Origin of the sequence: Sporomusa aerivorans (genome assembly GCF_041428895.1) — a bacterium.
Taxonomy (GTDB): Bacteria; Bacillota; Negativicutes; order Sporomusales; family Sporomusaceae; genus Sporomusa; species Sporomusa aerivorans.
Genome location: NZ_CP156926.1, coordinates 746,889 through 765,302 on the forward strand (window position 1 = coordinate 746,889; position 18,414 = coordinate 765,302).

At 46.8% G+C, this 18,414-nt stretch carries 21 protein-coding genes; 17 read left to right on the top strand and 4 right to left on the bottom strand.

Features of this window, described 5'->3' with window-relative positions; all coding sequences use genetic code 11:
* Positions 1 to 26: 26 nt before the first annotated feature.
* From SATMO3_RS03400 to SATMO3_RS03445, 10 genes are all read left to right on the top strand, one after another.
* Positions 27 to 533 carry a C-GCAxxG-C-C family (seleno)protein gene (locus SATMO3_RS03400; RefSeq protein WP_371377485.1) on the top strand — a complete coding sequence of 169 codons (507 nt, stop codon included), beginning with the start codon at positions 27 to 29 and terminating at the stop codon, positions 531 to 533.
* Positions 534 to 559: 26 nt separating this feature from the next.
* Positions 560 to 928 (top strand): cupin domain-containing protein, encoded by a 369-nt coding sequence (locus tag SATMO3_RS03405; RefSeq protein WP_371377488.1) that lies wholly within the window; start codon positions 560 to 562, stop codon positions 926 to 928.
* Positions 929 to 1,348: 420 nt separating this feature from the next.
* Complete coding sequence (locus SATMO3_RS03410; protein ID WP_371377490.1) at positions 1,349 to 1,882, top strand: ECF transporter S component; 534 nt, start codon at positions 1,349 to 1,351, stop codon at positions 1,880 to 1,882.
* A 224-nt stretch (positions 1,883 to 2,106) separates the two neighbouring features.
* Positions 2,107 to 2,559, top strand: a complete 453-nt coding sequence (locus SATMO3_RS03415) for a Fur family transcriptional regulator (protein ID WP_371377493.1) — start codon at positions 2,107 to 2,109, stop codon at positions 2,557 to 2,559.
* Positions 2,543 to 3,295, top strand: coding sequence for a metal ABC transporter ATP-binding protein (locus tag SATMO3_RS03420; protein ID WP_371377496.1), 753 nt, complete (start codon positions 2,543 to 2,545; stop codon positions 3,293 to 3,295). The genes SATMO3_RS03415 and SATMO3_RS03420 overlap by 17 nt, the downstream gene beginning before the upstream one ends.
* Positions 3,288 to 4,133 carry a metal ABC transporter permease gene (locus SATMO3_RS03425; RefSeq protein WP_371377498.1) on the top strand — a complete coding sequence of 282 codons (846 nt, stop codon included), beginning with the start codon at positions 3,288 to 3,290 and terminating at the stop codon, positions 4,131 to 4,133. Before SATMO3_RS03420 ends, SATMO3_RS03425 begins: the two co-directional genes overlap by 8 nt.
* A gap of 100 nt (positions 4,134 to 4,233) precedes the next feature.
* Complete coding sequence (locus SATMO3_RS03430; protein WP_371377500.1) at positions 4,234 to 5,154, top strand: metal ABC transporter substrate-binding protein; 921 nt, start codon at positions 4,234 to 4,236, stop codon at positions 5,152 to 5,154.
* 102 nt (positions 5,155 to 5,256) lie between these two features.
* Entirely contained in the window at positions 5,257 to 5,880 is a 624-nt protein-coding gene (locus tag SATMO3_RS03435; RefSeq protein ID WP_371377503.1) for a MotA/TolQ/ExbB proton channel family protein, read from the top strand.
* Positions 5,877 to 6,284 carry an ExbD/TolR family protein gene (locus SATMO3_RS03440; RefSeq protein WP_371377506.1) on the top strand — a complete coding sequence of 136 codons (408 nt, stop codon included), beginning with the start codon at positions 5,877 to 5,879 and terminating at the stop codon, positions 6,282 to 6,284. Before SATMO3_RS03435 ends, SATMO3_RS03440 begins: the two co-directional genes overlap by 4 nt.
* Before the next feature lie 44 nt (positions 6,285 to 6,328).
* Positions 6,329 to 7,174, top strand: a complete 846-nt coding sequence (locus SATMO3_RS03445) for a tetratricopeptide repeat protein (protein ID WP_371377508.1) — start codon at positions 6,329 to 6,331, stop codon at positions 7,172 to 7,174.
* On the opposite strand, the gene SATMO3_RS03450 is transcribed toward SATMO3_RS03445, so the two are convergent.
* Positions 7,104 to 7,538 (bottom strand): Fur family transcriptional regulator, encoded by a 435-nt coding sequence (locus tag SATMO3_RS03450; RefSeq protein ID WP_371377511.1) that lies wholly within the window; start codon positions 7,536 to 7,538, stop codon positions 7,104 to 7,106. The two genes, SATMO3_RS03445 and SATMO3_RS03450, sit on opposite strands and share 71 nt — an antisense overlap.
* 207 nt (positions 7,539 to 7,745) lie before the next feature.
* Between SATMO3_RS03450 and SATMO3_RS03455 the strand changes: the two genes are divergently transcribed.
* Positions 7,746 to 8,126: a hypothetical protein gene (locus SATMO3_RS03455; RefSeq protein ID WP_371377513.1), complete on the top strand. Its 381-nt coding sequence runs from the start codon at positions 7,746 to 7,748 to the stop codon at positions 8,124 to 8,126.
* 234 nt (positions 8,127 to 8,360) lie between these two features.
* Here SATMO3_RS03455 and SATMO3_RS03460 read toward each other — a convergent pair whose 3' ends face one another.
* Entirely contained in the window at positions 8,361 to 8,492 is a 132-nt protein-coding gene (locus SATMO3_RS03460; protein WP_371377516.1) for a hypothetical protein, read from the bottom strand.
* Between the two features lie 133 nt (positions 8,493 to 8,625).
* Complete coding sequence (locus tag SATMO3_RS03465; RefSeq protein WP_371377518.1) at positions 8,626 to 10,533, bottom strand: sigma 54-interacting transcriptional regulator; 1,908 nt, start codon at positions 10,531 to 10,533, stop codon at positions 8,626 to 8,628.
* 350 nt (positions 10,534 to 10,883) lie between these two features.
* Here SATMO3_RS03465 and SATMO3_RS03470 point away from each other — a divergent pair, with 350 nt between their 5' ends.
* The 6 genes from SATMO3_RS03470 to garR all read left to right on the top strand — a co-directional run bounded on the left by SATMO3_RS03470 (position 10,884) and on the right by garR (position 17,292).
* Positions 10,884 to 12,167, top strand: coding sequence for an MFS transporter (locus SATMO3_RS03470; RefSeq protein ID WP_371377520.1), 1,284 nt, complete (start codon positions 10,884 to 10,886; stop codon positions 12,165 to 12,167).
* Between the two features lie 43 nt (positions 12,168 to 12,210).
* Positions 12,211 to 13,377, top strand: coding sequence for a mandelate racemase/muconate lactonizing enzyme family protein (locus SATMO3_RS03475; RefSeq protein ID WP_371377523.1), 1,167 nt, complete (start codon positions 12,211 to 12,213; stop codon positions 13,375 to 13,377).
* Positions 13,378 to 13,408: 31 nt separating this feature from the next.
* Complete coding sequence (dapA, locus tag SATMO3_RS03480; protein WP_371377526.1) at positions 13,409 to 14,302, top strand: 4-hydroxy-tetrahydrodipicolinate synthase; 894 nt, start codon at positions 13,409 to 13,411, stop codon at positions 14,300 to 14,302.
* Positions 14,303 to 14,327: 25 nt separating this feature from the next.
* Positions 14,328 to 15,113: a hydroxypyruvate isomerase gene (hyi, locus tag SATMO3_RS03485; protein ID WP_371377529.1), complete on the top strand. Its 786-nt coding sequence runs from the start codon at positions 14,328 to 14,330 to the stop codon at positions 15,111 to 15,113.
* Between the two features lie 99 nt (positions 15,114 to 15,212).
* The gene (locus SATMO3_RS03490) at positions 15,213 to 16,289 is read left to right on the top strand and encodes a PrpR N-terminal domain-containing protein (RefSeq protein ID WP_371377531.1); all 1,077 of its coding nucleotides are present in this window, start codon (positions 15,213 to 15,215) and stop codon (positions 16,287 to 16,289) included.
* 118 nt (positions 16,290 to 16,407) lie between these two features.
* Positions 16,408 to 17,292 (top strand): 2-hydroxy-3-oxopropionate reductase, encoded by an 885-nt coding sequence (gene garR, locus SATMO3_RS03495; RefSeq protein WP_371377534.1) that lies wholly within the window; start codon positions 16,408 to 16,410, stop codon positions 17,290 to 17,292.
* A 137-nt stretch (positions 17,293 to 17,429) separates the two neighbouring features.
* Here garR and SATMO3_RS03500 read toward each other — a convergent pair whose 3' ends face one another.
* The gene (locus tag SATMO3_RS03500; RefSeq protein WP_371377537.1) at positions 17,430 to 18,329 is read right to left on the bottom strand and encodes a LysR family transcriptional regulator; all 900 of its coding nucleotides are present in this window, start codon (positions 18,327 to 18,329) and stop codon (positions 17,430 to 17,432) included.
* Positions 18,330 to 18,414: the final 85 nt, after the last annotated feature.

Sequence of the window (18,414 nt, forward strand, 5' to 3'; positions counted from 1 at the left end):
TATTAATCAGTAAGGAGGAGACAAATATGACAAAACAATATAATGCGGAATCAAAAATGGAAAGCGTAAGACAGGGTGATATTCTTGTACTGCAGGGACACGTTGTCGACAAAGATTTTATGAAGCAAGCTGCCGGCCAGTATTTTCGAGAAGGCTATAATTGCGCCGAAGCCATTGTTAGAGCTTTTCGTAATGCTATGCAGCTGGATATTTCCGATGACGCGTTGAGGATGGCGAGTGGCTTTGGCGGAGGCCTTGGACATGCCGGCTGTCTTTGTGGTGCTTTAGCTGGCGGTATTATGGTCCTTGGAATGATTCAGGGGCGCGATAATAAAGAGCAGAGTAGAGAACCGATTTATACAAGCGCTCAAGAGTTTCATGATCTTTTTCGGCAAAAATTTGGTGCGACCTGTTGTCGCGCTATTAATCCACATTCGTTTGACAGTAAGGAGCATTTACGCAATTGTATAAAGATTACTGGCAACACGGCTGAACTGCTATCAGATTATATGCGAGACAAACTAGGCTTTTAAATTAATTGACAATTGGAGGTATTTTTATGTCGGAGTTGAAAAAAAAATCCTCAGAAGGTTGTCTCGACCTGGAGCAGATTCCCTGGGAAAATCACTTGACTGCCGCCGGGGTAAAAATTAAACCCTATATTTCCCGAAAAGAGCATTGTATAGACGTTACCTGTATGTTAGTCAAGGTACCACCGGGAGTGGAAGTGCCGGAACATATTCATGCGAATCAAGATGATGTTCTTTTCCCGTTATCTGGCAAGGCAATTATGTGGATTGACGGTGTTGGCGATTTTCCATTAATCCCAGGAGTGGCTGTTAGAGTACCCAAAGGAGTACGTCATAAAATTTATGGCGTTAGAGAAGAATTGCTCATTCATGACGTGTTTTTTCCAGCCCTGATTTAATGTGTTGGCAGGGAGGCGTTTAGGCCGTCCGTAGATAAATAAGTATGCACATGGTAATGGGCTTTGTGGCACGGAAGCCCATGACAGTGCAATACATACCGGTAATATTGCGGGTAAATGGGAAGACACCAATGATTTTGTATATGATATTTCTAATTTATAAACCAAGAATAATTTATTATCAACCGCGAAGTTACTGTGCAAGTAACTTCGCGGTTTTTATTTGGCATATTGGATTAAAGAGTATGGCAATAAAAAACCACCTTTCGGCTTGGGGCACATTATATTTTTAACTGTACCTATTCAGAATATATAATCTGCATATTTTAATGATGTCAAACTTGTTTTATAATACAACTATGCGTTGCAAAATATCCATATCTCAAGCTTTAAGAAATTGCGAAAGGTGGAAAAACCGGTATGAAACAACAATCGTTAAGTCAAACAAAACAACTGGTCTATACAGCATTGGGCATTGCGCTCGTGTTTACATGTACGGCATTTGTGAATGTTCGTCTTCCCATTGCCGCCAATGGCGGTTTAATTCATTTGGGGAATGTACCTCTGTTTATTCTCGCTGTTCTTTACGGTCGCTGGTTAGGAGCTTTAGCGGGAGGAATCGGCATGGCTCTTTTTGATGTGGTGGGCGGCTGGTTTTTATGGGCGCCTTTTACACTGATCATTGTCGGGCTCATGGGGTATACGGTCGGCGCTATTGGCGAAAAGCACCAGACACTCAAGGCGTATGTTCTGGCTTTGGCAATGGCGTGTATCATTAAAGTAGTTGGTTATTATGGCGCCGAAGGGATTATTTACGGCAACTGGCTCGCACCGATGACATCGATACCCGGTAATCTCGTCCAGATTGGTGTGGCATCGGCTATTGTGCTGCCTATTGTGACCAAGCTGAGAAAGTATGGCGGTGCTTTTTCCTGGGCAGGAAGCCGCAGATAAAATAGGTAATTTCGGCGAGAAATATTTATCATCAGAACAATCTATTTTTTGAAGCGTAAATTTACCCTGAGAGACAGGTTCCTTGGAATCTGTCTCTTTATATTTTGTACGACTTATGATATGTACATTAAGCGTAGTTATGTCGCATTTTTGGTAAGATATTGCAGATTGATGAATAATTAGTTATAATTTTAAATAGTAATATTACTATTTAGGAGTGAGCTGTGAATAGAATTGTATGTACGCTAAGAGAAATGGGTTATCGCCTGACACCTCAGCGCAGGGCGGTGATCGATGCTTTGTCAGAATGCGGCGGCTTTACTGATGCCTCGGTCATTTTCGGGAAAGTTCGGCTGACCAATGAACATATAAGCTTAGACACTATCTACCGGAATTTGAAGCTGCTTATTGAACTGGGTGTTGTAAATCAAATCAACAATCCGAGATCCGACCGGACACTCTATGAGCTGATTACCGATTCGCCGCATCAGCATGCCGTCTGTCTGGCCTGCGGTAAGATTGAGTGTATCGACCATTGTACTGAAATGGTGGACAATATGGTCCGGCTTGCCAGTGATGGCTTTAAAGTAGTAAATCATTCTTTTGAAGCGTATGGGTATTGCGCCGAATGCCAAAAAAAACAGCTCAGGGAGGATAAAAATGACAGCGGTATTTGAATTTAGCGAGGCTACCTTTTCTTATTATGCGGGCAGCCCTGTTTTGACAAACGTTACTTTAGCAATTGATGCCGGGGCCTTTGTGGCGGTTGTCGGGCCCAATGGGGCTGGCAAGTCTACCTTGCTCAAATTATGTGTCGGGCTTTTGCAGCCGCAGTCAGGTGATATCCGGGTGCTGGGAGTGCCTTGCCGGCATTTTAAAAACTGGTCAAAAATAGGCTATATACCCCAGGGGACCTTTCATAACCGAGTATTTCCCGCTACCATACGGGAAGTGGTGGCGATGGGGCGGGTGGCGCCGCTCGGGCTTGGCAGAAGATTAAAGCGTGAGGATTACGAGCTGGTTGATGAGGTTATTACTATGGTGGGGCTGACAGATTTTCAGAATAAAATGATCGCGGAACTGTCCGGCGGACAATTGCAAAGAACGCTGATTGCCCGGGCGCTGGCGGCCAAGCCGGCAGTGCTGGTGTTGGATGAGGCCACTTCGGGGGTTGATAGCCGGGCCAAGGATGAAATATATACTTTATTAAAAAACATGAACACTCAGTTAGGTTTATCAGTCATTATGGTTGCCCATGACGTGGATCATGTCCTGCACTATGCCGACAAGGTGGCGGATATTAAGTACGGACTGCAATACTATGGCAATGCGGCGGGCTTTAGCCCAACCTATCAGCAGGCAGTAAGCGGTGTTGCACCGGCAGCGGCGCAGGGGGAATTACAACATGCTTAGTATATTTGCTTATGATTTTATGCAAAGAGCGCTGCTGTCCGGATTGCTTATCGGCATCATTTGCCCGCTGATCGGCATTTTTCTCATTTTACGACGGCAGTCGCTGATTGGCGACGGTCTGGGGCATATTGCCTTTGCCGGGGTAACCGCCGGCTGGTTTATGGGGATTTATCCGGTGTACAGCGCTACCGTTCTGACCGTGGCCGCCGCTCTGGGCATTGAAGAATTACGGGCCAGACGTCCGGCTTTTGCCGATATGATATTAGCCATTTTCTTTTACACCGGCATGGCGGCTGCTATTTTGCTCAGCAGCCTGATCAAAAGCAGCAATGTTAATTTAATGAGTTATTTATTCGGCAGTATTGTGACAGTGACCGGCCAGGACCTTGCGGTGATTGCCTGTCTGACTTTAAGTGTTATCGGCATACTTCTGTTTGTGTATAAGGAATTGGTTTTTTTGACTTTTGATGAAGAAGTGGCAAGGGTGAGCGGTCTGCCTGTAAAAAAAATCAATATGGTGCTGGCAGTGCTCACTGCTCTGACGGTCGCTGTTGCCATGCGGATCGTCGGTGTGCTTTTGGTGTCGGCGCTGATGGTCATTCCCGTTGCCGCCAGTCTGCAAATCTCCCGCAGCTTCCGCAGTACAATTTTTTATGCCGTTATCATTTCTGAAGTATCGGTAACAGGGGGTTTAGTTGCCTCGTTTTTTTTAAAAGTGGCCTCCGGCGGCACAATTGTATTAATCGCGGTGGCCATATTTGTAAGCGCCTTTGTCTGGCGTCAACTGCAGGCCTCTCATCCGGCCCGGTATACACTGTCTTCAAAAGTAAGGAATTAATAAGCAAAATCACTTGACAGGAATTTTTTAACATTTATAATATAAAACATAAAGAAACTAAATAGTAATATTATTATTTAAGAAAAGAGGGATTCGGTACATGAGAAAAATTGCTATTCTGTTATGTCTGACGCTGCTGGCCATGTCCTTGGCAGCCGGGGTATGCTCAGCGGCCGGCAGTGCCAAGCCGGTGATTGTTACCACAATATACCCCCTGTATGATTTTACGAAACAGGTCACAGGCGGCAACGCCGATGTGAAATTGTTAGTGCCGGCCGGAGTCGAACCGCACGATTGGGAACCGTCGCCAGCCGATCTGATTACTATCCAAAATTGTGATGTTTTCATCTACAACGGGGCAGGCCTGGAAGCTTGGGTTGACAAAATTCAAAATACGGTATTGAAGGGCAAGAAAGTGGTTAATGCGGCCAAATCAGTGCCGGTTTTGGCCGCGCAGTATGATGAGGAAGGCGGTCCGGCGGAAGCAGGTGACCTTGATCCGCATATATGGCTGGACCCGGTGAACGTGATGTCCATAGTCGACGCTATCCGGCAGGCGGTTGCCGGGTCTGACCCGGTCCATAAACTGGAGTATCAAAAAAATGCCGAAGCTTACAAGCAACAACTGAATACTCTTCATCAGCAATATGTGGAGGGTCTGCAGGGGAGAAAAACCAACGAAATTGTAACTTCACACGCCGCCTTTGGTTATATGGCCAAGCGGTACGGGTTTCAGCAAATTGCCATTATGGGGCTGTCGCCCGAGGCTGAACCTACGGCCGCCAAAATGGCCGAAACCATCGAGTACGTTAAAAGACAGGGCATAAAATATATTTTCTTCGAGACACTTGTCAATCCAAGACTATCTGAAGTAATCGCCGCTGAAGCGGGTGCTCAGACGCTGGTGTTAAATCCTATCGAAGGGTTAACCGATGACGAGATTGCCCAGGGACAAAATTACATCACCGAGATGCAAATGAACCTCGTTAACTTAAAATATGCGTTAGGTATTGTAAAATAACCGTCTTTACTTATAGAACAGGCTGCTGAATGCAGGCAAAAAGGGGCAAAGACTAAACAGCCGTTTGCCCTCTTTTTATTTATCCTGATAGAGGTGAACTTTGTGGAGTTTTTTAGTCAAATCATGACTGTGTTTTCTAAAGGCGGTCTGGTCATGTATCCGTTACTACTTTGTTCTGTCCTGGTTATTGCCATTGCCCTTGAGCGGAGCCTGTACCTGCGCAATTCCCGGTCTGATGTGAACACGCTGCTAACTGTACTGGCTGAGCCGCTTACTGCCGGCGACTGGGAAAAAGCCGGGCAAATTTGCGAAAACTCCCGGGGAGTTCCGGCGCAAATGTTAGCAGAAGCCTTAAGTCAGCCCTTTGAAGACCGTTCCCAATTGGAGCAAATTCTCGATGGCGTGGCGGCGGCGGTGGCCACTCTGCTGCGCTGCCGGCTGGACTATCTGGAAACCATTGTTACGCTTGCGCCGTTATTAGGTTTATTAGGCACGGTAACAGGGATGATTCTGTCCTTTAACGTTCTCAGTCTTAAACAGGGACAGCCGCTGGCTATTACCGGCGGGGTTGGGGAAGCCCTGATTGCAACCGCCACAGGCCTGACGGTAGCCATTGCGGCCCTCATTGCCCACAGTTATCTTTCCCACCGGATAAATGCTATCATCGCCGATATGGAGAAGGTCGCCAATCATGTAGTGCAAAAGGTTCCCCGGAGGGCCGTATGAGGTTTGGCAGGCTGAAAATTGAGCGCTCACCAAAAATCATGATCATTCCGATGATTGATATTATCTTCTTTTTATTAGTGTTTTTTATGATGAGCACGCTCTATATGTTTGAGCAAAATACCATTCAGGTAATGCTGCCGCAGGCAGCCGCCGGCCAGACCGATCAAACTTCGCTGGTACCAATTACTGTTACCGCCCCTGGCAAGCTTGTCTTCAAACAGGAGGAAATCTCCCCCGAATTACTGATCCCAAGGGTTCAGGCTGAACTTGTCCGTGATCCGGAAACCGCTTTTTTGCTGCGTGGTGACCGGCAGGCCGAATACGGCACTGTCATTCGCATACTAGATATACTAAAAAAGACCGGGATACGTAAAATCGCTGTTGCCACCGAAACGGGAGAGTAGGGAAAATACAGCTTGCAAGTGATGGCGGTAAGGGAGATGACGATATGCAGGGAAGCCGGTACTGGCACACAGCCTTGGTGCTGTCTATGGTTATACACGGCTTGGTATTGGCCGGGGCAGGCTCGGCGATAACCAGTGACGGCACGGCGGCAGCAACAAGAGAAGAATATATGACGATGGATTTGATATCTGTTACAGAGCAATCACCCGGCAGTGTGATTGAGCCGGCGGCTGCTGCGCCGGAGTTTACGGATAGCCCGCCGCCTGTGCCGGCGGACGTAAAAGAAAAGCCACTCCCCATGCAGTCGCCTGCGAAAAGTGCGGAAGAAACCCATACGCCCAAAGTTGGCGCACTTCAACCGGTAATGGGAGAAGCGGCCCAAAAAGCTGTTCCCGGGCAATTGTTGCTTCATTACGACAAGAACCAGCTGGCTCTCGCGTTAGCTCAATACAATCAGGCTTTGAGACTAAATCCACGCTCTGCGTTTGCTTCCAGTAACCGTGGCCAGGTGTACTTCGACATGGGGGACTTCGATAAGGCCTTGGCTGACTTTAGCCAGGCGCTTGCGCTAAATCCCCGTCTGGCAGCTGCGTATATTGGCCGGGGCTTTGTCTATATAAAAAAAGGGCAGTGGCAGCCGGCAATGAACGATTTCGATCAAGCCGTCGGCCTTGCCCCGGAAAGTGCCCTGTCCTACTACGGCCGCGCCCTTTGTTATACAGCTGTCAATGAAAAACAAAAGGCTGGCCGGGATTTTCAATTTTTTCTTCAGTACGCCACACCGGATTATAACCGTCTGATCCTGGCAGCGCACCAAATTACTGCCGCTTGGGAACATCCCCCTGGCATTCCTGACAGTAGCCATAAAACTCCAGAGAGTGAAAAGTAACCTTAAAGCCGTTTTCTTCGGCTCTTGTCACCTCATCGGCGTGTATTGGACAAAAATTCAGGCATTCCGCTTTGCCGCATTCCAGACACACCAAGTGATGATGATGTTCTGCCAAAGATATTTCAAATATATTACCCTCACGTCGCCGGGTGTTTATTTCATGAACTAACCCTAAATCAGTCAACAGGCCTAAATTCCGGTAAACGGTATCCAGGCTCATATCGGGAAAATTTTCTTTTACATGCTCCAGTACCTGCTGGGCCGTGGTAAACTTGCCGCAAGCGCGGAGCGCGCCAATTACCGCCCGGCGCTGCGGCGTTATTTTATAGCCATGACTGCGGAGTGCAGCAATAAACTCTTCCAATTGGCAACCTCCCAGTTAATAATATTACTACCTGCAATTATACTTTTTTTAAGCATAATTGCCAAGCGGCGGCGTTAAAGCGGCAAATTTCTATAGACAAAGGAGGCTTACCGGATGAAAGTTCACTATGTACTTATTATTGTCATTGCATTCCTGGTGTTTTCCCCCAGTCATATTTTAGCCTGAGGAGCTTGTCCGGATAATCCTTTGTATAAGGGTTTTGCACAGGCATCGCCGGAAGGTTATGTAATTCAGGAATTTGATAAGACAGCTCCTGCGCCGGGAGCTGACTGGCAGGGGCCAACGGAAAAATGGCTGGAACAGGCCTCAGCCAATGGCTGGATCGTTAAGACTGCCGCAACAGACGCCAAACCAGGAGCCATCGTCATTCTTGCTGATCAAGCCGGTACGTATACCGTTGGTATCGTCCGCGCGGTTAACGATAAAGCCATCTTTTTTGATACGCTCGGTCAGCACCGGAAAAAGTTACACAGAAACCTAGCATATCCAGCCTTAGCCAGGGATTATAAAATAACCGGCTATATCTGGCCGGAGCGTTTCACTGCCAGAATGAAACTGATACTTTAAATGATATGTGAGCAGCCGAGGCCAAGCCTGGAGAGTCCCGGTCCGTTTTTTCCCTGCTCCATAGTTAACAACTCCTATTACGTTGATTGTTTAGTATTCCATAAAGCTTGTAATCCAAACGCCCCGCACAAGCATAAAAGGCTCCTTTTTCCCCGAGGAAAAAGGAGCCTTGACGGTTTTGCAGGTGAGATGGAACCGGGAATTAACGAGGCCGGTGAGAGCTAGAGCGAATGCCTAGTCCGCTTTCTCTCTTATTTCCTTAAGCTTTTTCAATGTCTCTAAATAGGCGCCATCTTCAGGACCGGTTTCGGGCACAATCGGTTGGTGACTACTGGCAAAAGGGTACTTCAACGGTTTTTTATCCATAAATTCACCTCGCGAGTATTATTTGCGGGGTGATTGGATTACATACGCAAAATATGGGCAGCTGGTACCGTGACCGGATTACTTCCTGGGTTAGCTGGCGCCATTGCCGGCGGAGCGGGTCAGTACTAAGCTTTTAGTAGCTTTTTTTCACTTCAATCTTATATTGCTTTAACTTTTTATAGAGAGTGCTTCTGTCTATGCCCAGCTGTTCGGCCGTATGTTTGATATTGCCGTTACAGTCGCGGAGTATCCCGGTAATTTTTTCTGCTTCCGGGGCAGCGGCTAATCGGTCGGGAGCAACGGTATGGTTTGATAATCTTTTATTTTTCCAATAATGCTGTATCACTTCGGGTGTAAGCACCGGGGTGTTGGTGATGATGACCAGGCGTTCGACCAGGTACATGAGTTCTCTCACATTTCCCGGCCAGGTATAAGCGCTGAGAAATGCTAAACTATCGGTTGTAAAGGCGAGCTGTTTTTGATATTTTTGCTTGCTGACGGTCAAAAAGTGCTGGGCAAGGAACAAAACATCGTTGTTTCTTTCCCGCAAAGCAGGAATGTCGAGAGGCAGCACATTCAGACGATGAAACAGGTCTCCTCTGAAACTGCCCTCATCCACGAGGGTGGCGAGGTCTTTGTTGGAGGCGGCGATAATTCTCACATCAATAGGGATGTATTTATCGTCTCCCAGGCGCATAATTTGTTTTTCCTGCAGCACTCTTAACAACCGGCTCTGGGCGTATTTGTCCATTTCCGAAATTTCATCAAGAAATAGGGTGCCGTAGTGAGCCATTTCAAAAAGACCGACTTTCCCTTTTCGGTTGGCTCCGGTGAAAGCGCCATCAACATAACCGAATAGTTCACTCTCCAGTAAATTAGGGGGGAGTGCGGCGCAATTAACAGCGACAAAAGGACCGTTTTTTCGCTGGCTGCGGTTATGGATGCTTTGGGCAAAAAGCTCTTTCCCGGTGCCAGATTCACCGAGAATGAGTACGGTAGCATCCACTTTGGCAATTTCTTCGGCAATGGTTTTGGTTTCTGTAATTTCAGGGGAATTACCAAGGATATTTTCAAAAGAGTATTTGGCAAAAAACTTTTTGGCAATTACATTTTGCCGTACTTTAGCTTCTATTTCCTGGATCAGGGTTACATCCTGAAAGGTAATCATAACGCCGACGCTGGTTTGGTTTACGAGAATGGGCGCAAGATTATAGCTTAGCCAGCGATGGGAAAATTGCGTGATTTGGCCTATGATTTCACGATTTTCCTGCAGGCAGGCATCAATGCCGGCAAAGGGGAGGTTTTCCTCTATTTTTTTACCTTTCATTTCCTGCTGCGAAAGGTTAAGTAAACGCTCGGCAGTCGGATTGAATATGTCAATTTCTTTTTCACTGTTTATGCTGATGATGCCTTCCAGGGAATAATCAATCAACGTTTTGAACTTCTGGGTGCGCTCCTTCTCAATTCTACGGCCATGGGCCACTTTTTTCGCCTCTAAAAACGCTGCTTTTATCGAATGGTCGCCGGAATTGATGAGGAGGGCCTTTAACCCTTTTTTGACGGCGAGGTTTACAGAGCGTGCGCCGCCGACCACAATATCGGCATCGGTTAGGGCGATTTGTTCTATTACCGCAGGGATTTCATCCATTTCATTTACGGCATATATGCTCAGCCGGATACTTAAAATATCAGATAATACTTCTATGTTATTGGACATGTTGCGAAACACCACGAATGCCACCTTCGGATTGGGAAGACCGGTGATTAGTTTGGCCTGTTGAAAAGTCTGGGCAATGTCCTGTCCGGAAATTTTAATTTCTACCACCGGGATGTCGGCTTCCGACTCGATGATTGAGGCGGTCCCGCCCCGGGAGATGATTACATCCACTCCTTCGTTATACAGGTGCTTTGCCATTTCTACGGCTCTCCTTGGTCTGGCGAAAGAGACATCGATTATTTCTTCCAGGTTCAGTTCTTTAACCGCTTTTTTTCCTAGCAGGAAAAGCTGCTTGTTAGGAGCAATAAAAACAATGCGAGTCATTTTTTTCTCCTTCTCCGCTAATGCTTATATATGTCATTATAAATCCACAGATGTGGAAAGTAAAACTACACATGTGGAAAAAAACAATACAAAAATAACAGAAAAAAGTGTATTTTATATAAAATTTCAAAATATCAGTAAAACGATATTTTTATTTATATTATGAAATGGTCTTTTAAATCAGGCATTTTAACATTTTGCGATACGGTTTTTTGGCAAAATGTTTTTTTTATAAAATGAATGGCATGATTTTTGCGAATATAAAGAACATGCAGCGCTGCTTAGTAATCTCCCTGTCCAGTCTGGACGCATTTTGCAAAAGGCTACCAGAAAATATTGGGGGTAAGTGGATGAAAAAAACAAATATACGTTATTTTATACTGGCGATGTTGTTTATTGTTACGACCTTAAATTATGCGGACAGAGCTACTTTATCAATGGCAGCACCGGCAATGCGCAAAGATTTAGGTATGGATACGGTAATGATGGGATATGCATTTTCTGCGTTTGGCTGGGCGTATGTGGCTCTTCAAATACCTGGAGGCTGGCTGCTGGACAAATTTGGATCGCGGGTTGTCTACGGCCTGGGGCTGTTGTTTTGGTCGGTGTTTACTTTGCTGCAGGGGACAGTTGGTTTCTGGCTGGGCGGATCGGCGTTTATCGCGCTGTTTGCCCTGCGGTTTTTGATGGGAATAAGCGAAGCGCCTGCTTTTCCGGCCAACAGCCGTATTACCACTATGTGGTTTCCTACCCACGAACGCGGCTTTGCATCCTCTATTTTTAACTCGGCGCAGTACTTTGCCCTGGCGCTTTTTAATCCGATTATGGGCTGGATTTTAGTCGAATTCGGCTGGCGGCATATTTTCTATGCGATGGGCTTGATGGGCATCATTATGGCGTTGGTTTGGTTCAAAGTGATCCGGGAACCCAAACACCATCCCAAAGTAAACCAGGCGGAACTGGATTACATCCAGTCGGGAGGCGGCCTGGCGCACATTGACGACAAAAAAACAGTCATTACCTGGCAGCAAGTCAAAAAGGTAGTTAGTAACCGGATGCTGCTGGGGATTTATTTGGGACAGTTTAGCATTAGTACGATTACCTGGTTTTTCTTAACCTGGTTTCCTATGTATTTGGTACAGGCAAAAGGCATGTCGATTTTAAAGGTTGGTATTTTTGCTTCCATTCCTGCGGCGGCAGGCTTTATCGGGGGCATATTGGGAGGCTATATTTCGGATTGGCTGTTGCGCAGAGGAAAAAGCCTGACGTTTGCCAGAAAAACACCCATTATTCTGGGATTGCTTTTGTCCAGCAGCATTGTTTTAGCTAATTATGTAACTGTAGAGGCCGTGGTTATTGCCGTTATGTCGTTGGCCTTTTTTGCAAAGGGCTTTGGTGCGTTAGGCTGGGTGGTTATTGGTGACACTTCGCCGAAAGAAATGGTCGGCCTGAGCGGCGGTATTTTCAATCTTGCCGGTAATATCGCCAGCATTGTGACGCCGATCGTGATCGGTTATATTCTAAACGTTACCCAGTCTTTTAACGGTGCTTTGATTTTCGTCGGCGCCATGGGGCTGGTAGGCGCTTTATCTTATTTGTTTATTGTTGGTGAGATAAAAAGAGTTGAGTTGTAGCAGTATTTAAAAATAAGCTAACAAAAGTCAGGAGAGATGAACCATGAAAATTAGTGATATTAGACTTACCATTGTCGGAATTCCCAGAACTACTGGTTTTGTCAGCAAGCATGGAATTGTTGAAGTACTAACCGACGAAGGTCTTACCGGCGTTGGCGAGATGTCGGATTTTTCGCATCTGCCCCATTATTCCCTGGATACAAGGGATCTGGAACAGAATTTGCGAGAGTTGTTGGTTGGAAAAAATCCCTTGAATATGATGCCGATTGCCAAGGAGTTGCTGGCCAATTTTCCGGAATCCTTATACCTGTATGAAAAAGGCAGCGTAGTGCGCAGTGGTGTGGATATGGCCCTGCATGATTTGTGCGCGAAATACATGGGGCAGTCCGTAGCCGAGTTACTGGGCGGACGTCATGAAGAAAAAATCAAGGTTTGCTATCCGATTTTCCGCCACAGGTTTATGGAAGAAGTGGAAGAAAACCTGGAAGTTGTAAGAATGCAGTACCAAAAGGGGTTTGATGTGTTCCGGCTGTATGTCGGCAAAAACGTTGATGCCGATGAGGCTTTTCTGGACAGGGTGGAACAAGAATTCGGCTCCAAAGTTCAGATCAAATCTCTGGATTTCAGCAATCTTCTCGACTGGAAAGAATCGTTACGGGTAATTAAACGCCTGTCACGTTTTAATTTCCAGCTGATTGAAAGCCCGGCCAAAGCCAATGATTTTGAGGGTTTGTATCAATTGCGCGTCAGGGTTGATCAGCCGGTGAGTGAGCATATCTGGAGCTTTAGGCAGCAATACGAAATCATCAAACGGGATGCGCTGGATATTTTTAATATTTCGCCTGTATTTCTTGGCGGCATTACCGGAGCACGAAAAGCGGCTGCTGCTGCGGAAGTTGCCGGCAAAGGCTGCCTGATAGGCACGACGCAGGAATTGTCTATCGGGACTGCGGCCATGGCCCACCTGGGTGTTTCCTTAAATAATCTTACCTTAGTTTCCGATCCGACCGGCCCGGAGCTCTATGCAGGGGATGTAGTGAACCAGCGGGTTCAGTATGAAAAAGGATATTTGCTGGTTCCTGACAGGAATAAAGCAGGGCTAGGTATAGATTTGGATTATGATTTGCTGGAGAAATACAGAGTCCCCGATTTGTGTTGGGCCAATGTTTCTGTACATCAATTGCAGGATAGGACAAAAACGGCAAATTAATACCTGGGTTTATAAATTAGGAGGAAATGTTATGGATATTGGTTTCATTAAAGGTATTGTCGTGCCTGTCGTTACACCGGTTGACGAACGGGATCGGGTGGTGGAGGAAGCTTACCGGCAAATTGTGGAGCATGTAGTTGCCGGGGGTGTGCACGGCGTATTCGCGCTCGGCAGCAACGGAGAGTTTTATGGCCTGGATGTTACGGAGCAGCTGCGCGCGGTGGAAATTGCGGTGGATCAAGTGCGGGGCAGAGTTCCGGTTTATGCCGGTATTGGGGCAATTTCCACCAACGCCTGCGTAAAATTGGCCAAAAAATTTGAACAACTGGGAGTACAGGCAATTACTGTTTTACCGCCTATGTTTATCAGTCCGAGTGAAGAAGAACTGTACAGTCATTTTCGCAGCATAGCCGAAGCAACAGCATTGCCGGTGCTGTTGTACAACAATCCGGACCGGGTAAAGGCCAATCTATCACCGGGCTTGATGGAACGCCTGGCGGATATTCCTAATATTGCAGGGGTCAAAGACAGCAGTGGTGATTTAACGCTGACGTCCGAATACATTCGTCGGAACCAGGGTAAAAATTTTGTGGTGCTGGCAGGCAGGGATACGTTGATTCTGGGGACTTTATTTTACGGCGGTGTGGGGGCGGTAGCCGCTACGGCAAACATTGCACCAAAGCTGGTGGTATCTATTTATGATCATTTTATGGCCAAGGATTATCAACAGGCATTGGCGGCTCAATATCAGCTGGCGCCCCTTAGAATTGCTTTTGGGCTTGGCAGCTGGCCGGTAGTCACGAAAGAAGCTGCAAACCTTATCGGCCTGCCGGCCGGGGAAGGCATTAAACCGATTACCGGCTGCTCGCCGGAGAACAAACAGAAACTGCAGGCTATTTTGCGGGATATGGGGTTGCTTGCTTAATTTTCGGTATAAGGAGAGTGGAAGTATGTTGAAATTTGCTGCTAATTTGTCCATGCTATTTACGGAAGTTCCGTTTATGGAAAGGTTCTCACTGGCGCGGGAAGCCGGTTTTTCCTTTGTTGAATATATGTTCCCTTATGAGTATAAAGTGAGTGAAATCAAAGAGCAGCTTGAAAAGAACGGGTTAAAGCAGGTATTGTTCAATCTGCCTGCCGGTGACTGGGGTAAGGGAGACCGCGGGCTTGGCGCTAATCCGGAAAGAGTGGAAGAATTCCGCAGTGGAGTACCAAGGGCGATTGAATATGCATTGGCATTGGGGGTAACTCAGTTAAACTGCCAGGCGGGCAAGCAACTGCCCGAACATAGTTTTCAAGAGCACTGGGATACGCTAGTGGACAATATCCGTTTTGCCGCCGGGGCATTGGACAAGCATAAGCTCCATTTAGTTGTGGAACCGGTTAACCGGTTTGATATACCGGGCTTTTTTCTCTATCGTACGGAACAGGTCCTGGAACTGCTTGCTGAATTGAAGCTTCCTAATGTTTTTGTACAGTACGATGTCTATCATGCCCAAAGAGAAGAAGGGGAACTGGTGGCAACGATGCGCAAGCAGCTTGACAAAATCGGGCATATTCAAATCGCCGATAATCCGGGGCGTCACCAGCCGGGAACGGGAGAAATCAATTATCCCTTTATTTTTCGCGAACTTGATAAATTGGGCTATACCGGATATATTGGGTTGGAATATGTACCAAGTACAGACAGTAAATCGTCCTTCGACTGGATTGAAAAATACGGATATGCTCTTTGATTGGTAACCCATAACTTATATAAATGAATTGTTGAAAAGGAACCCTTATGTCTTTTAAATAAGGGTTGTCCGCAAAATCCGCAAAATGGAGGCAGCGGTATGGAGCAGATTCTATTTGTGGCCCCATCGCAGACGATGGCCGACGCGGCAAAGCTGGTATGCAATAAACTGGGGATAGAACTGCCAATTGGGGTTGGCGTACATCAACAGGCTTTGCAGCTAATAGAAAAATATCCGATGATTGATGTGGTTATCAGCCGCGGCGGCAATGTTGAATATCTAAAAGAGATGACCGACAAAACAGTTGTGGGAATTTCTGCATCTACCAGTGACCTGTTGTGTCCTGTGCACAAATTAACGGAAATGGGAATTGATAAAATAGGTATTGTAGCTAAGTGGAACATATTGGAAGACAATGCGCAGGATATCAAGCTTGGCAATTTGCATATCTTTTTACGTACCTGGAGAACACAGGAAGAAGTTGCAATGTTGATCAAGGAATTAAAAACACAGGGCGTTGCAGGCATTATCGGCGATAAAAGCGGCGCTGAAACCGCAAAGCAATACGGCCTGGCGGTACAATGCATTGATTCAGGAGAAGCTTCTATCTCCAGGGCAATCCATGAAGCGATGCAGATTGCCGGTGCCAGGGCGGCAGAACGCACCCGCGAGACCGCAAAGGCCGAGGAAATAAAAGAGTATGTGAACGCAATTTATCAAGCTATGGAGCGTACTTCCGCCGCTGTCCAGCAGCTTAATGCCTCGTCTCAGCAGCTTGCGGCCACAAGTCAGGTATCGGCGCATATGGCGCAAAACGCAGCACGGGAAGTGAACAATACTGCTGAAATACTCAATCTAATCCGCCGTATAGCGCAGCAGACTAATCTGTTAGGCCTTAATGCCGCCATTGAAGCGGCAAGGGTTGGTGAATTGGGACGCGGCTTTTCGGTGGTGGCGAATGAGGTGAGAAAATTAGCGGACGAAAGCAATAGTTCCGTCCAAAACATTTCTGTTATACTGGAAAAGATTAAGACCGAAGTAATCCAGGTGTTAAATAACGTTGAGCAAGGCAATGGCGTTACACAGCAGCAGACCAAAGCGATTCAGGAGATTGTGCTCATGCTGGAAGATTTGCAGGGAATAGGGCAAAAGCTATTGGCCCTGGCAATGCGTTAAAGGCTTTTTGGCAGCTCAGTTTACCTAGGTTGCAATAACTTTTAATTTTTGTCCTGGGGGCTGACCTTTTTAACCAGCCTGTTATTGAAATTAAAAGCAAACAAAGGAGAGATGTAAGATGAGAATTGGATTTATCGGGTTGGGAATTATGGGAAAACCCATGAGCAAGAACTTACTGAAGGCCGGATATGAACTGGTTGTTAGCGACATTAACCAAGCTGCTGTCGCGGAACTGGTGGCAGCAGGCGCCAAAGCTGCCGCAACTCCTAAAGAAGTGGCGGCGCAGGTGGAGCTGGTTATCACCATGCTGCCTAATTCCCCGCATGTAAGAACCGTTGTATTAGGCGAAAACGGTGTGATTGAAGGTGCTAAGCCTGGTACGATTGTTGCAGATATGAGTTCTATTGCTCCGCTGGCCAGCCGTGAGATTTGCGCCAAACTTGCCGAAAAGGGCATTGAGATGATGGATGCACCGGTAAGCGGCGGCGAGCCTAAAGCTATTGACGGCACCATTTCCGTTATGGTCGGCGGGAGAAAAGAAGTCTTCGACAAATGCTATGATGTGCTGAAAGCTATGGCCGGGTCTGTTGTATATACCGGTGAAGTCGGCGCAGGCAATATCACGAAATTGGCGAATCAGATTGTTGTTGCCCTTAACATTGCTGCAGTTTCTGAAGCCTTGGTTTTAGCCAGCAAAGCCGGGGTTGAACCGGAAGCAGTTTACCAGGCAATCAGAGGCGGTTTGGCAGGCAGCACGGTTCTTGATGCCAAAGCTCCCATGATGATGGATCGTAACTTTAAACCTGGCTTTAGAATCAATTTGCATATCAAAGATTTGAGTAACGTATTGGAAACTTCGCATGAAGTCGGGGTTCCGCTGCCTTTAACTTCGGCAGTTATGGAGATGATGCAAGCCTTGAAGGTTGACGGCCTTGAGATGGAAGACCACAGCAGTTTGGTAAAATACTATGAAAAACTTGCTAAAACAGAAGTCAAACGGTAAAAGAAGAGCCTCTTATCTTGTATAAGAGGCTCTTCTTTTAAAAACGGGACGGGGTTACCGGCGCAAAAGTATTCTGGTAAGGCTGACCTCAGGCTGGACCTGGCCGGGTAAAGCAAGGCAGGAATGACTGAAAGGCATTAGCGAACTTTTTTCGCCTGCATAAATTCCTCGGCTACTTTTGGCAGATACTTGCCTTTGAGGTACCCCAGGCAAAAGGTCTGGTACAGGTTAAAATTCTTAATTCTAAAGTAGGCGACACTGTCCCCTTGGGGGGCATTATGAGCAATAACATCCAGCATAAAGGTAACGCCGTACCCTTCCGCCACCAGGGCATGGGCTGTATCCAGATTGGAGGTTTCCAGACCGATATTTGGCGTAAAGCCGGCTTTCCTGCAGGCATCAAGCGCTGTCTCTCTGATCATGCGGCCCGGCTGGAGAATAATGAATTCCTCCTGGGCCAGCTCTTTTAAGTCAAGCTCGGGATATTCCCGGTCCCGGCAGGGATGGCGCTGGCTTAGCGGGTGATTTACGGGCAGGGCCAGCAGGATATCCATGTCAAAGATCGGCCGGTATTCAAGCTGGGGATTGTCGTTCGGCAGGGTGATGGCAAAGTCAACCGTATTTTTCAACAGCAGGGTTTCCAGTTCGGCCAGACTGGCTGTTTTAATAGTGAGTTGAATGCCCGGGTATTTTTTACGGAATTTTGGTAAAACCATCGGCAGATAGTAGCGCTCCGCCAGGTGGGTTACGCCAACGACAAGGGCGCCGCGTTTGTATTCGGCTATATCCTGGATCTGCTGGTAGAGTTCTTTGTTGAGGGCCAGTATTTTGTGGGCTGTCTCGACAAATACCTTGCCGGCGTAAGTAGGCTTTAACGGTATGGTAGAGCGGTCAAACAAGGAGGTTCCCAGCTTGTTTTCAATCTTATTCAGCGAATGGCTGAGGGTGGACTGCGAAACGAACAACTGACTGGCGGCATTGGATATGCTCTGTTCCTCCGCTATTTTTATCACATACTGAAGTTCTTTAATGTTCATGTGTTTCACCTCATAACATATACATATGAATAAAAATCATAATATTTATGTTATTATATCATTTGACAGCATAATAGGAAAGGGC

Coding starts and splice junctions, on each gene's coding strand:
- SATMO3_RS03420 (WP_371377496.1), top strand. CDS start 2,543: ATGACAGCGGTATTTGAATTTAGCGAGGCTACCTTTTCTTATTATGCG.
- SATMO3_RS03440 (WP_371377506.1), top strand. CDS start 5,877: ATGAGGTTTGGCAGGCTGAAAATTGAGCGCTCACCAAAAATCATGATC.
- SATMO3_RS03460 (WP_371377516.1), bottom strand. CDS start 8,492: ATGGATAAAAAACCGTTGAAGTACCCTTTTGCCAGTAGTCACCAACCG.
- hyi (WP_371377529.1), top strand. CDS start 14,328: ATGTTGAAATTTGCTGCTAATTTGTCCATGCTATTTACGGAAGTTCCG.
- SATMO3_RS03425 (WP_371377498.1), top strand. CDS start 3,288: ATGCTTAGTATATTTGCTTATGATTTTATGCAAAGAGCGCTGCTGTCC.
- SATMO3_RS03445 (WP_371377508.1), top strand. CDS start 6,329: ATGCAGGGAAGCCGGTACTGGCACACAGCCTTGGTGCTGTCTATGGTT.
- dapA (WP_371377526.1), top strand. CDS start 13,409: ATGGATATTGGTTTCATTAAAGGTATTGTCGTGCCTGTCGTTACACCG.
- SATMO3_RS03405 (WP_371377488.1), top strand. CDS start 560: ATGTCGGAGTTGAAAAAAAAATCCTCAGAAGGTTGTCTCGACCTGGAG.
- SATMO3_RS03470 (WP_371377520.1), top strand. CDS start 10,884: ATGAAAAAAACAAATATACGTTATTTTATACTGGCGATGTTGTTTATT.
- SATMO3_RS03475 (WP_371377523.1), top strand. CDS start 12,211: ATGAAAATTAGTGATATTAGACTTACCATTGTCGGAATTCCCAGAACT.
- SATMO3_RS03500 (WP_371377537.1), bottom strand. CDS start 18,329: ATGAACATTAAAGAACTTCAGTATGTGATAAAAATAGCGGAGGAACAG.
- SATMO3_RS03410 (WP_371377490.1), top strand. CDS start 1,349: ATGAAACAACAATCGTTAAGTCAAACAAAACAACTGGTCTATACAGCA.
- SATMO3_RS03465 (WP_371377518.1), bottom strand. CDS start 10,533: ATGACTCGCATTGTTTTTATTGCTCCTAACAAGCAGCTTTTCCTGCTA.
- SATMO3_RS03490 (WP_371377531.1), top strand. CDS start 15,213: ATGGAGCAGATTCTATTTGTGGCCCCATCGCAGACGATGGCCGACGCG.
- garR (WP_371377534.1), top strand. CDS start 16,408: ATGAGAATTGGATTTATCGGGTTGGGAATTATGGGAAAACCCATGAGC.
- SATMO3_RS03400 (WP_371377485.1), top strand. CDS start 27: ATGACAAAACAATATAATGCGGAATCAAAAATGGAAAGCGTAAGACAG.
- SATMO3_RS03430 (WP_371377500.1), top strand. CDS start 4,234: ATGAGAAAAATTGCTATTCTGTTATGTCTGACGCTGCTGGCCATGTCC.